The sequence below is a fragment of the Thermotoga sp. genome, assembly GCF_021162145.1.
Lineage (GTDB): Bacteria > Thermotogota > Thermotogae > Thermotogales > Thermotogaceae > Thermotoga.
The window spans coordinates 18,024-30,220 of sequence record NZ_JAGGZH010000116.1 but is presented as its reverse complement, the minus strand read 5'-3'; the positions used below and the strand labels follow the sequence as shown (position 1 = coordinate 30,220).

Sequence of the window (12,197 nt, the reverse complement as noted above, 5' to 3'; positions counted from 1 at the left end):
CTTACCCGTTATGTCCTTCGGCGTGAGATCCACGAGGAACAGGTGCGTGTCGGTTCCTCCGGAGACGATCCTGTAACCTCTCTTTTTCATCTCTTCTGCCATCTTCTTTGCGTTCTTTACGACCTGTTTCTGGTATTCCCTGAACTCTTCTGTCATAGCTTCCTTGAAACAGACGGCTTTGGCCGCTATGACGTGCATGAGTGGTCCACCCTGAATCCCGGGGAAGATCGTTTTGTCCACAGCCTTGGCGATGTCTGGATCGTTAGTGAGGATCAAACCTCCTCTGGGCCCTCTGAGGGTTTTGTGGGTGGTGGAAGTTACCACATGAGCATATTCAACAGGGTTCGGATGGATCCCCGCCGCTACGAGCCCCGCAAAGTGCGCCATGTCCACCATCAGGTAGGCTCCCACTTCGTCGGCAATCTCTCTGAATTTTTTGAAATCAATCGTACGAGCGTAAGCGCTACCTCCCGCAACGATGATTTTCGGCTTGTGCTCCAGAGCAAGTTTTCTGACCTCGTCGTAATCTATTGTTTCTGTTTCCAGATTGACTCCGTAGTGAACCACCCTGAAGATTCGGCCGGAGAAGTTCACGGGAGCTCCGTGTGTCAGATGACCTCCATGTGATAGGGACATTCCCATGATCGTGTCACCGGGTTGGGCGAGTGCCAGGTACACCCCCATGTTGGCCTGTGAACCGGAGTGTGGCTGAACGTTTGCGAACTTCGCACCGAACAGCTTTTTTGCCCTCTCTATGGCGAGCTCCTCTGCTCTGTCTACCCATTCACACCCACCGTAGTACCTTTTTTTGGGGTATCCTTCTGCGTACTTGTTGGTGAGCGTGCTTCCCATGGTCTCTATAACGGCAAGGGAAGCGAAGTTCTCCGAGGCGATCAGTTCGATACCGTACTCTTGCCTTTTGAGCTCGTTCACCAGCACCTCGTAGATCTCTGGATCCACCTTCTTCACGCGCTCCCACAAAGAGGATCACCTCACTCAACGCTGTATTCTGTTCCCGAAGGGGTATCTTTCAGGACGACTCCGATCTCTCTGAGGCGATCTCTAATCTTATCGGAGAGATCGTACCTTTTCTCTTTTCTCAAAGACTCCCTCACCTCTATCAACACCCCGAGGAGAGGCTCACTTGCAACCTCTTTTCTTTCCTCATTCAGATCGAACAATCCAAGAACAGGGCCGAACTCTCTTCTGATGAGGTGATAGAAGAGAAGTGCACTCTCCGCGTCGTTTTCTTCCATGGCCTTGCTCAACTTCCTCGCTAGTTCAAAGAGAAGAGAGGTAGCAACGGGGGTATTGAAATCGTCGTCCAGTGCCTCAACGAACCTGCTCACGTACTCTTCATAAACGGCGTTCCTCTTTGGAATACCATCCACACCATTGCTTTCGTATCTTCTGAGAATCTCCCAAACGCGGCGAGTTGCTTTTGAGTACTTGCTCAGAAGCTCTTCCGAGAAGTCCATGGGAGAACGATAGTGTTTTGAAAGGATCATGTATCTCAAGCCGTCCCTTCCGTACTTCTTCACAGCTTCACGAACAGTGAATATGTTTCCCGTTGACTTGCTCATCTTGTCACCGAGGAGTCTCACCATCCCGTTGTGCATCCAGTACCTGGCGAACACCTTTCCAGTCAACGCTTCCGCCTGGGCTTTTTCGTTTTCGTGGTGTGGAAATATCAGGTCCTCCCCACCCGCGTGGATATCGAAGCTCTCTCCCAGGATCTTCACCGACATGACGGTACACTCTATATGCCAGCCTGGCCTCCCTTCACCCCATGGAGAATTCCACCATGGTTCACCGGGCCTTGCTTTTTTCCACAGCGAAAAATCGAGAGGGAAGTTTTTCGTCTCGTCCACCTCAACCCTGGCGCCGGCGATGAGGTCTTCGATCTTCTTCTTCGAGAGTTCACCGTATCTTTCGAACTTCCTCACATCGAAGTAGACACCCGTTTTTGTCTGATAGGCGTATCCCTTCTCGACGAGTCTTTCGATGGTCTCGACGATGTCATCGACAAAATCGGTGGTCCTGGGGTGGTAGTTTGCGGGTCTTATTCCAAGTGCGTGCGCGTCCCTCCAGTACTCGACTATGAAGGTGTCTGCCACCGTTTTGGGATCGACACCCAGCTGGTTGGCCTTGTTTATAATCTTGTCATCTATGTCCGTGAAGTTTTGAACCATGATCACCTTGTAACCCCTGTACTCCAGGTACCTTCTGAACACATCGAAGACAACAGCGGGTCTTGCGTTTCCCACGTGCACCAGATCGTAGACGGTGGGACCGCACACGTACATTTTCACAACCCCGGATTGCAGGGGGATAAATTCCTCCTTCTTTCCAGTCAGGGTATTCGTTATCCTCATTCACACACCTCCGAGTCTCACACGTTGATGTTGCTGATCTCCACCAGCTCTTCCGAGGTGAGAACCTCCTCTATGTTCAAAATTATCACGATATCATCTCCCACCTTCGCAAGACCGAGGATGTATTCTTTTCCTCTTCCGGCAAGATTCTGAGGGGGTTGTTCGACGTCTTTTTCCGTGAGAGTCAGAACTTCACTCACGTCGTCCACCAGAAAGCCGACCTGCGTGTCCTTGACCATGGCGACGATGATCTTCGCCCCGCTTTTGTCCTCCATGTCCGGCATCTTGAACTTCTTCCTGAGGTTCACCACCGGTATAATCTTTCCTCTCAGGTTCATCACACCTTCGATGAACTCCGCCGTCTCTGGTACAGAAACGATTTTCTCCACCTCAACGATGCTCTCGACCTTCATGATGTCCACGCCGAACACCTGATTCCTCAGTTTGAATGTCACCACTTTCAGTTCCATTCGTATCCCCCCTTCACATTATTTTCATGAGCACCTGACCGGTTTCTATGCTTTCTCCTTCCTTCACGAGGATCTCCTTCACTGTCCCGGAAAACTCCGATTGAAGTTCGTTCTCCATCTTCATGGCCTCGAAAACGAGCAGTTTGTCGCCCACTTTCACTTCCTGTCCCTCTTTCACAAGGATTTTCAAGACGATTCCTGCCATCGGTGCCTTGACGAGTTTCCCTTCACCACCTGAGGTTTCTTTTTTCTCAGCGACTTTCGTTTCTGGCATCTCTTTTTTTTCCTCCATCACGGGGGAAGGCTTAGGATTCGGGGAACTCGTTTTTGGCTTTTCTTGAACTTTCTTGGAATTTCCTATCTCCTCCACTTCGACTATGTATTCTTTTCCGTTCACTACCACTCTGAACTTTCTGACCATTTTCTCCTCCTCCATCCACGTTTTCTCCACACCTCAAAACCACGTTTTTCTGTCCTTCTTCGCCTTATGGACACGATTCTGTACTCCCCTTCAAGTACCTGAGCAATGACCGCTGATATCAAAGCAACGACCTCCTCTTCCACCTCGCGAGGCTTTTCCTCTACAACGGCGGGCCGCTCACGTTTCGAGAAGTACCTCAAAAGCGTGGAGAAGAAAAACAGTATCAGGAAGACAAGAAAAACGGTTGTGATACCAAAGACAAATATCCGAATCATGAATTCACCTCACAGTGGAATGTTCCCATGCTTTTTCTTCGGTCTGTACTCGACTTTCGTTTCACACACTTCGAGAGCCTTCGCTATGTACTTTCTCGTCTCCCTCGGATCTATCACCATGTCCACGTAACCCCTGCTGGCAGCTATGTAGGGATTCGCAAATTGCTGTTTGTACTCCTCGATGAGTTTTTTCCTTGTCTCCTCCGGATTCGAAGAAGACGCGATTTCTTTCTTGAAGATGATGTTCGCCGCCCCCTCAGGACCCATGACGGCGATCTCCGCGGAAGGCCAGGCGAGTACCATATCAGCTCCAAGGTGTTTGCTGCCCATGGCGATGTACGCTCCACCGTAGGCCTTTCTCAGGATCACAGTGATCTTTGGAGATGTTGCCTCACTGTAAGCGTAGAGAAGTTTTGCTCCATGTCTTATGATGCCGCTGTGTTCCTGGGCGACACCGGGAAGGTACCCGGGCGTGTCTACAAAGGTCAGTATCGGGATGTTGAAGGCATCAAGGAATCTTATGAAACGTGCTGCCTTATCTGAGGAGTCTATGTCCAGAACACCGGCGAAGACTGAGGGCTGATTAGCCACTATCCCCACCACTTTTCCCTGTATCCTTCCAAAGCCGATCACGATGTTTCTCGCGAAGTATGGCTGCACCTCGAAGAATTCTCCATGATCAACCACCTTCTTGATGATCTCCCTCACGTCGTAGCCCTTATTCGGATTGTTGGGTAGAACATCTAAAACATCATCAGGCATTTCGAGATCAGGATCCGGGTTCTCAATGGGAGGCTCCTCCGCGTTGTTGGACGGAAGGTATGAGAAAAGCTTCCTCACGAGTTCCATGGCCTTCTCATCGTCGTTCGCCAGAAAGTGGGCGTTCCCACTTTTTTGGTTGTGGACCATGGCACCTCCAAGGTCTTCCTGGGAGATCTCCTCGCCAGTTACCGCCTTTATCACGTTCGGCCCCGTTATGAACATCCTTGCCGTCTGATCCACCATCACGATGAAATCGGTGAGTGCGGGCGAATAGACGGCACCTCCGGCGCACGGTCCGGCTATCACGGTGATCTGCGGAATCACTCCCGAGGCGAGGGTGTTTCTGAAGAATATCTCACCGTATCCGGCAAGTGCATCCACGCCCTCCTGTATACGAGCACCGCCCGAATCGTTTATCCCCACAACGGGAATACCCATCTTCAATGCAAGGTCGAGCAGTTTTACTATCTTCTTCGCGTGCATTTCACCGAGAGACCCACCCATCACGGTGAAGTCCTGAGAGAAAACGGCCACTTTCCTTCCGTTTATCTCCCCTACACCTGTTATGACGCCATCCCTTGGAAGTTTTACCCTGTCCAGGCCGAAGTAGGTGTTTCTGCGCTCAACGAATTTGTCGATCTCCACAAAAGTTCCGGGATCAAGAAGCAAATCCAGTCTCTCCCATGCAGTGAGCTTCCCCGCTTGATGCTGCTTTTCGACTTTTTCTGGGCCGCCACCCTGTTCTATCTCTTTTTCTCTTTTCTTCAAATCTTCCAGCTTCTCATTCAAACTCATTCTATCCCTCCGTTTCCAGTGATGCGAGAATTTCCCTCAGTATCTCTTCTTCATTTCTTGTATCACCGTCGAGCTTTTTCATGAGAATCTTTTCCAGCACCTCTCCAATTATTTTACCGGATTTGATTCCCTTTTCGATGAGGTAGTTCCCATCTATCTTTTCAAGCTTTGTGTCCCTGATCTTGAGCAAGTGGGCCTTGAATCTCTCTTCCTCCTCGCCACGAAGGTAAGCCAGGAAGTGACATATCGTTTCGTTGCTGACGCCCTTCACGAGAGGATACACGAACGACGTCGGCACACCTTCTTTGAGCATTTCCACAAGAGCTGGTGCGCTTTTTTCCACATGCTTTACCTCGTTTATCAGATCCCTCTTAAGAGAGTACCTCTTTCTAACCTTCTCCCAGCTTTCCTCGTCGTAGAACTCGAGAAACACATGCAAAACAGCGTAAAACTTGTTGACTTCACCGATGTTCTTCGCGACCCACGGAATGTTCCTGAACAAACTCTCCATTTTCCCATCCATGGCAGGTGTGTAGTAAGTTTTTGGGAAAAGGTGCTTTATTATGTCGAACTCGGCCATTCTCCTGATGGACTTCAATGGGTTTTTCTCCTCGAGTATCTTCTCTATTTCCTGTCTTATGCGGGCACCTGTTGTCTTTTCGAGATATCCCTCTTCGACCGCCTGCCTCAGTAATCTCTCCGTTGTTTCTTCTATGCGAAAATCGAACCTCTGCTCGAACCTGACGGCACGCAGGATCCTCGTGGGATCATCCACAAAGCTGAGAGTGTGCAGGACACGTATGATCCCCTCCTTCAAATCTCTGTATCCACCGAAGAAATCCACGAGCAACCCGAAATCACCGGGATTCAGCTTTATTGCCATAGCGTTTATTGTGAAATCGCGCCTGTAGAGATCTTTTTTTATCGTACTCATCTCGACGTCCGGTAGCTTGGCAGGAGATTCGTAGTATTCCATTCTGGCGGTGGCGACGTCTATCCTCAGACCATCTCTCAGGAAGAGGGAGGCGGTCATGAATTTTTCGTGCTTCACCAGCTTTGCAGGTAAGAACCTCCTTGCATACTCGGCGAATTCCATGGCGTTTCCTTCCACCACGATGTCTATGTCCAGGTTCTCTATCCCGAGAAGCAGGTCCCTTACGAATCCACCCACGACGTAAACCGGCATGTTCACCTCGTCTCCGAACTTTCCCAGAAGTCTGAAGAGGTTGAGCAGCTGGGGCTTTACGCACTTCATCAGAAGATCTGTTACGTTCCTGAAAATCTGACCGTTTTCTCTGAAAACGGGCCTTACGTATTTCTTGAAAGGTTTTCCGAATATTGCTCTCAACACATCGCTTCTGGTCACGATCCCAACAAGGATTCCGTTCTCCAGTATTGGTATTCTGCCTATGGCGTTTTCCACCATGAGTTCTCTCAGTTTCGTCACGGGAGTGTCAGGTGTTGCCACCACAAGATTTGGTGTCATGATGGATTTCACGGATCTGTCCCCTAGGTTGTGATTCATCGCCTTGTCAACCGCTTTCTTTGTTACAATCCCTACCAGTTTGTTTCCCTCCGCAACAGGGAAACCGTTGTGTCCAGTTTGTTCCATCAATCTGTTCACCTCTTTTATCGTCATGTCCGCGAGCACGACCTTCACAGGAGACGACATGATATCCCTCGCTCTGAGAACAGGTACCACGTGATTGTGCAATCTGTTCAAAAGTTCGCTGAGAACCTCTTTCGGTTCTTTCCCAACAACCGTTGCCGATGCGGCCCTCGCGTGGCCACCTCCTCCAAGGTCCCTCATCAGCGAACCAAGATCCACATCCGGTGAGGAAGTTCTTCCCACAATGTACACCTTTTTCCCCATCCTCACGATCGCAATGAACGTCTCACTGCCACTCATCTCCCAGGCCCTGCTTACAACCAAGCCCAGACCACCGACGAAACCCTCATACTCGGCCATTGAAACAGTCACAGGGACACCGTTCACTTCGTACTCACGGGTGTTTTCGATCAACCTATCCATTATCTCCATTTGCTGTGGTGTGAGTTCTTCTTTTGTGTAAAGTGCTACCTCGTCAAGTTTTGCACCGTTTTCCAGCAAAAACTTTGCAACCTCGAGATCACGTGGGGTGGTCGAAGAAAAGAGAAGATTTCCCGTATCATCGTAAAGAGCGATCATGAAGAGGGTGGCTTCGGTGGCATCGATAGGAATTCCCTCTTTCTGGAGAAGTTCAACAAGAATCGTGATGGTGGCCCCTACCTTTGCCACCACACCGTTGAACGAGCTCTCATCGACGTGATGATCGAAGACCGTTATCTTTGCACCCCGTACCTTTTCTCTGATCTTTTCCGGAATTCGATCCAGAGAAGGAGAATCGACGATGATGAGTTCTGAGACATCACCGTCGAACTCGTGCTCCCAAAAAAATTCAAAGCGATCGGAGTATATCTTCAGGAACTCGGAGAGATTCCTCGCGGGATTCCCCGGTAACACGATGATGTGATCGGAAAACAACTTCTTTGCTGCTACACATGAAGCAAAAGCGTCGAAGTCCGGTGACCTGTGCGTGGTGATGACCTTCATCATTCCACCTCTAAAGTAACGGTAACGGAACTCGCCTCCATCGTATCAGCCTCAAGATCCATAACCACCCTGTCGGCACTCATTTTAAGGTTCTTCTCGGTATCTTTCAGCTCAACGCTGTCGGCAAGTTCAATGATCCCATCATCTCTTCTGTAGACAAATTTCCCAGAGGAGGCCTCCACCGCTCCTTTTTTGATCTGAACGTCTCCCACACCAGTGAAGATATCTTCTTTCAGATCGAACACAAGCGTGCTGCAACTGATGAACACGGTTTCCGTACTCGATTTGTCCAGAAAATCACCTGTCACGTTCCCAGTAATGGTTCCCTCCCTGGTCTCCACATCGTACACAAGATGGTCTCCAGAGAGCTTACCATCCTCGAGAGTCACGGTTACAGAAGAACTCGCCTCCGTGATTCTCCACTTCCCTCCCAGCTTTTTTACAACAAGGCTTTCTGCTTTCAGCGTGAAGCTTTCTTCTTCTATTTCGAGAAAGATGTTCCCGGAGTACTCTATCTTTTCCTCGGAAGGTCTCACAAAATCTGCCTTTATGTGTATCGTTTTCGAAAACACCAGAAGGCCCACGAAAACCAGAATCATCACCACGATCTTCTTCATTTCTCTACCCTCCCAAAGAGCTTTAAGGCTCTTTCGTACGCTCGCCGCGCGGTGAACGCGGGCGAAGAGGAAGAGCACTCCACTTTCAAAATCTGTTTTGCCTTTCCCATCCTTGCTTTTTCTATTCTCTTTGTTCGTGCGATCGTCGAGAGGAAGAGATAATCGAGGGCGTTCCGTGGAGGATGCACTTCTCCTTTCAGCTCAAAAACCACGATCACATCTCCTTCCGGCACACCAGTAACCCAGGAAAGCGGAACGTACCTGTCTCTGTATGGACGATAGAGAATGGGGAAAGAAAGAGACGCCTTCACCGCATCTCTCAGATCGTCTCCTTCTCCAAACACCACCTCTCTACCCTCCAGAAGATCGAAAACCCAGATTTCAAGACCCACCGGTATTTTCTGTGCTGGGAACAGGATGTCCACGTACCTGTAGAGACGTTCATGGTTTCGCACACCGTTCAAGCTGTCCCCCACTCTCATCAGAATTCTGAGAGCATCGAGCATGGAAAATCTGTCGATCCCTCTCGAAAAAAACGGATTCAAAAGCTTCTCCAGGTTCTTCCACTCCCTCACCAAGAGCGAATACGTCCTGTTGGGAGAACGTGTGCGGAAGAACAACCCACACGGAACAGCCGATATTCCGCAACATCTCACCGTGATGTTGTCCTTTGCGAGTTCCTTCAAAGCCTTCAGCACACCGACACTTCCTAGGTACGCTCCGTTTTCTCCTCCAAAAGAGATCACCAGGGCCATCTCACTCCTTTCAGATCTTCGAGAGCTTTTTTATAGATTTCGTAGTACCTTTCGAACTCGCTCCACGACTCGTTCACATTGTGTACCACCACGAAATCCGCTCGGGAGAGTTCCTCATGTTCCAGTATGATCTCCTTCCACCTGTCCATCACAAAGAACATCTCAAAGTGGTTCTTGAAACCCTTATCCCTTTTCCTGCTGAAGGAGGACGCAACAACAAAATCTGCTCCCAATTCTCTGGCCTGTGACACGGGAGTCGGAGAGAGCACCCCACCGTCCAGAGCGGGATTCCCTCCCAGCCAGATCGGTTCGAAATAACCCGGAACAGAACTGCTGGCGACAACCGCGTCTATGAGAAATCCTTCAGTCACCAGAAGAGACTCCATATTCTCCGTGTCGAAGACCACAACACCCAGTTTCTTCTTGCAGTCGGAGAATCTCTTTCTACCAAACATCTCCTTGAGAATAGAAAACAGAAGGTCCGCCCTGAAAAGTGAGCGCTGGAACATACCCTTCCAGGTGCCTTCATTCTCTGTTTTTTTCAAGCTATGAAGGTGTTTTTTCATGATGGAAAAGGTGATCTCCCTCACCGCGTGAGGATCTCCGTGCAGTGCGTACAGGGCACCAACGATCGAACCTATGGAGGATCCTGTCACCACGTCAAAGACGTCCCCTGTTTTCTCAAGGAGCGCAAGATGAGCAGCCCCTTTGACCCCTCCAGCGGCGAGTGCTATTCCCCTAACCATCCTCTCACCTTGCTATCAGGAGAACACCCAGCATGAGTGCAAGCATTCCCACACCGATTATCATCAACAGGTTCGTATTGATCGGTATCTCCTGAGCTTTTTTCTCCTCTTCCGCAAGTTTTTGAGACAGCGCCTCTACATCGGACGAGACACTCTCCAGTTTGTCTGCAAGATCGACAATCTGTTGTTTGAGAGCTTGCACCTCTCTTTCCAGACGGGACTCAACAATTTGATACTCGGATTGGGCTTTCTCCAGATTCGAGGTGCGGGAAGATAGCACCTCCAGATCCTTCTCAATAGTCGCTATTTCGCTTCCAAGGTCGAGCGCTTTTTCAGAAACCTGAGAGATTCTGCTCTCCAGACTGGATAGTTTCGCCTCCAGACTGGATGTTCTGCTTGAAATATTCGAGAGACTTTGAGACAGTTCACTCTTTAATTTTGCCAGTTCGGAAGAGAGTGATTCCACGCTCTTTGTAGTTACACCCAGTTGTTCTGTGAGACTTTCCACCTTTCCCTTCAGAAGGAGAATGTCCCCACCCGCGTCCTCCTTCCATGCAAGAAGGTCCCGCGTCTCGGTACCGAGCCTCGTAACCGTCTCCTCCAGATTCGAGAGCTTTGTCTCTGCGCTTTTCAAGTTGTTCTCTACAAGATCCAGTCTGGAAGAATGTTCTTTGGAAACCTGCTCCAACTCCTGCAGTTTTTTTTCGACGGTGTCTATCCTTCTCAATATCTCCGTGTCAAAACCACCTGTTTCCTGCTTGAAACTGGCGAAAGCGAGAGAAAGGTTCTTGTAGGCGTCCTCGAGAGAATCAATCTTCGTCCCTAGTTTGGAGAGATCGCTTGCTGCAGCGGTCACTTTCGATATCACATTTTCGATCTTGGAGTCCAGTGATTTGTAATCTTCTTCCAGTTTCGTTGTCCTCTCGTCCAGGGCGATAGTGGCTGCCTTGACGATATCGAGTTCATCGAGAAGGGGGAATTTTTCTCTGAATTTCTCCAGTTCGAACCTTGTCACGAGTCTGTATATGTACTGGGCCACATCGTATCTTGTGACCAAAAGGGCCCCTCGGAAGTTCCCGTTTTCATCCAGTTCCATGAGTCCCGAATCCACAACGTATTTCACAACGTCGAAAAACGGTGAGTCGGGCTCTACATCTTTTATGGTCTGACCCATCAGAAAAAGGGCGATAGTCACCAATCCAGCGAAGAAAATCCGTTTCAACACATTCACCTCCCTCTTCAACCTTAAAGCATCCTTGAAAACACGCCATGAAGATAGGGTTTATTGTTTGGAAAAATTCTTCTCCATGACGGCTTTCAACTCTTTGAGGAGTTTCAAGATACTTTCAGCTTTTTTCCGTCCAAATTCACTCGTGATCTTTTCTATGAAATTTTCCCTTCTTTCTATGACCTTTTCTATGACTTTTTCTCCTTTCCCGGTTAAGTCCAGAAGGTAAGCCCTTCTGTCCGTGGTATCCGGTGTTCTCACAAGGTAGCCGTCCGCTTCCAGTCTTTTAACAAGGCCACTCACGGTGCTCTTTGCAACGCCAAGAAGAAGGCTGAGCTCCCCGGGTCTTTTCGGTCCCTCGAAGTATATCTTCTGCAAGATGTCGAATTGTGCCGGGGTAATCCCAAAATCCTTCAGCACCTTTCTTCCCTCCACTTTCACCATGAAACAGATCTCCCTCAACACCCTCTCGAATGACTGTTTCATTCTTTCACCTCTTTCCCGAAAGTATCACCGTGATTTCACCGAGCGTTTTTTTCTTTTCGAAGTGTTTGATCGCTTCGCTGACCTTTCCTCTGAAGAACTCCTGGTGCATCTTGGTCATCTCCCTGGCGATGAATATCTCCCGGTCTCCCAGTATCTCCAAGATGTCCTTCAACGTGGAGATGAGTCTTTCCGGTGACTCAAAAAAGACGACTGGTCTTCTCTCCTCCTTCAACGTTCTGAGGAGTCTTCTTCGGTTCTTGCCCCGGGGGAGGAAACCTTCAAAGATGAACTTGGACCCGGGAAAACCACTCACGGCAACTGCGCTGGTTAAAGCACTGGCCCCCGGTACCACATCCACCTCCACCCCGTTCTTCCAGCATTCCTCTATGAGATTGTGCCCGGGATCTGATATCACCGGCATTCCCGCATCGCTCACCAGTGCCACGGTCTTTCCTTCTTTCAAAAGCGGAAGAACTTCTTTTATTCTCCTCTTGGAGTTTTTTTCGTTGAAAGAGAGAAGAGGTTTTTTGATCCGGTATTTATTCAAGAGTATCACAGTTCTTCTAGTGTCCTCTGCGAGTATTAGATCCACGTTTCTGAGGGTTTTCAAAGCCCTGATGGTGATATCTTCGAGATTCCCTATGGGGGTTCCCACGACGATGAGTTTTCCCAAC

General features: G+C 49.4%; 13 protein-coding genes. All 13 read right to left on the bottom strand.

Annotated elements, in window-relative coordinates; translation table 11 throughout:
- Positions 1 to 981: serine hydroxymethyltransferase (gene glyA / locus J7K79_RS07355; protein WP_296906985.1), on the bottom strand; the 981-nt coding region annotated here is incomplete at its 3' end.
- An 11-nt stretch (positions 982 to 992) separates the two neighbouring features.
- Positions 993 to 2,375, bottom strand: coding sequence for a cysteine--tRNA ligase (gene cysS / locus J7K79_RS07350; protein ID WP_296906982.1), 1,383 nt, complete (start codon positions 2,373 to 2,375; stop codon positions 993 to 995).
- Between the two features lie 17 nt (positions 2,376 to 2,392).
- The gene (locus tag J7K79_RS07345; protein WP_296906979.1) at positions 2,393 to 2,845 is read right to left on the bottom strand and encodes a chemotaxis protein CheW; all 453 of its coding nucleotides are present in this window, start codon (positions 2,843 to 2,845) and stop codon (positions 2,393 to 2,395) included.
- A 13-nt stretch (positions 2,846 to 2,858) separates the two neighbouring features.
- Entirely contained in the window at positions 2,859 to 3,266 is a 408-nt protein-coding gene (locus J7K79_RS07340; RefSeq protein ID WP_296906976.1) for a biotin/lipoyl-containing protein, read from the bottom strand.
- Entirely contained in the window at positions 3,242 to 3,541 is a 300-nt protein-coding gene (locus tag J7K79_RS07335; RefSeq protein ID WP_296906973.1) for a hypothetical protein, read from the bottom strand. Before J7K79_RS07335 ends, J7K79_RS07340 begins: the two co-directional genes overlap by 25 nt.
- A gap of 9 nt (positions 3,542 to 3,550) precedes the next feature.
- Complete coding sequence (locus tag J7K79_RS07330; protein ID WP_296906970.1) at positions 3,551 to 5,098, bottom strand: carboxyl transferase domain-containing protein; 1,548 nt, start codon at positions 5,096 to 5,098, stop codon at positions 3,551 to 3,553.
- Position 5,099: 1 nt separating this feature from the next.
- Positions 5,100 to 7,691, bottom strand: a complete 2,592-nt coding sequence (locus tag J7K79_RS07325; RefSeq protein WP_296906966.1) for a CBS domain-containing protein — start codon at positions 7,689 to 7,691, stop codon at positions 5,100 to 5,102.
- On the bottom strand, positions 7,691 to 8,308 hold the full coding sequence (locus J7K79_RS07320; RefSeq protein WP_296906963.1) for a hypothetical protein: 618 nt from the start codon (positions 8,306 to 8,308) through the stop codon (positions 7,691 to 7,693). The genes J7K79_RS07325 and J7K79_RS07320 overlap by 1 nt, the downstream gene beginning before the upstream one ends.
- Positions 8,305 to 9,063, bottom strand: coding sequence for a hypothetical protein (locus tag J7K79_RS07315; RefSeq protein WP_296906961.1), 759 nt, complete (start codon positions 9,061 to 9,063; stop codon positions 8,305 to 8,307). Before J7K79_RS07315 ends, J7K79_RS07320 begins: the two co-directional genes overlap by 4 nt.
- Positions 9,051 to 9,809, bottom strand: coding sequence for a patatin-like phospholipase family protein (locus tag J7K79_RS07310; RefSeq protein ID WP_296906958.1), 759 nt, complete (start codon positions 9,807 to 9,809; stop codon positions 9,051 to 9,053). The genes J7K79_RS07315 and J7K79_RS07310 overlap by 13 nt, the downstream gene beginning before the upstream one ends.
- Positions 9,810 to 9,813: 4 nt before the next feature.
- Entirely contained in the window at positions 9,814 to 11,034 is a 1,221-nt protein-coding gene (locus J7K79_RS07305) for an S-layer homology domain-containing protein (protein ID WP_296906955.1), read from the bottom strand.
- Positions 11,035 to 11,091: 57 nt separating this feature from the next.
- Positions 11,092 to 11,523, bottom strand: coding sequence for a MarR family transcriptional regulator (locus J7K79_RS07300; protein WP_296906952.1), 432 nt, complete (start codon positions 11,521 to 11,523; stop codon positions 11,092 to 11,094).
- A 4-nt stretch (positions 11,524 to 11,527) separates the two neighbouring features.
- Complete coding sequence (rsmI, locus tag J7K79_RS07295; RefSeq protein WP_296906950.1) at positions 11,528 to 12,196, bottom strand: 16S rRNA (cytidine(1402)-2'-O)-methyltransferase; 669 nt, start codon at positions 12,194 to 12,196, stop codon at positions 11,528 to 11,530.
- Position 12,197 lies beyond the last annotated feature (1 nt).

What these genes read in the sequence shown, in the direction of transcription:
- J7K79_RS07345 (WP_296906979.1), bottom strand. Translation starts at nt 2,845, where the DNA reads ATGGAACTGAAAGTGGTGACATTCAAACTGAGGAATCAGGTGTTCGGC.
- cysS (WP_296906982.1), bottom strand. Translation starts at nt 2,375, where the DNA reads ATGAGGATAACGAATACCCTGACTGGAAAGAAGGAGGAATTTATCCCC.
- J7K79_RS07310 (WP_296906958.1), bottom strand. Translation starts at nt 9,809, where the DNA reads ATGGTTAGGGGAATAGCACTCGCCGCTGGAGGGGTCAAAGGGGCTGCT.
- J7K79_RS07335 (WP_296906973.1), bottom strand. Translation starts at nt 3,541, where the DNA reads ATGATTCGGATATTTGTCTTTGGTATCACAACCGTTTTTCTTGTCTTC.
- J7K79_RS07325 (WP_296906966.1), bottom strand. Translation starts at nt 7,691, where the DNA reads ATGAAGGTCATCACCACGCACAGGTCACCGGACTTCGACGCTTTTGCT.
- J7K79_RS07315 (WP_296906961.1), bottom strand. Translation starts at nt 9,063, where the DNA reads ATGGCCCTGGTGATCTCTTTTGGAGGAGAAAACGGAGCGTACCTAGGA.
- J7K79_RS07320 (WP_296906963.1), bottom strand. Translation starts at nt 8,308, where the DNA reads ATGAAGAAGATCGTGGTGATGATTCTGGTTTTCGTGGGCCTTCTGGTG.
- J7K79_RS07340 (WP_296906976.1), bottom strand. Translation starts at nt 3,266, where the DNA reads ATGGTCAGAAAGTTCAGAGTGGTAGTGAACGGAAAAGAATACATAGTC.
- J7K79_RS07300 (WP_296906952.1), bottom strand. Translation starts at nt 11,523, where the DNA reads ATGAAACAGTCATTCGAGAGGGTGTTGAGGGAGATCTGTTTCATGGTG.
- J7K79_RS07330 (WP_296906970.1), bottom strand. Translation starts at nt 5,098, where the DNA reads ATGAGTTTGAATGAGAAGCTGGAAGATTTGAAGAAAAGAGAAAAAGAG.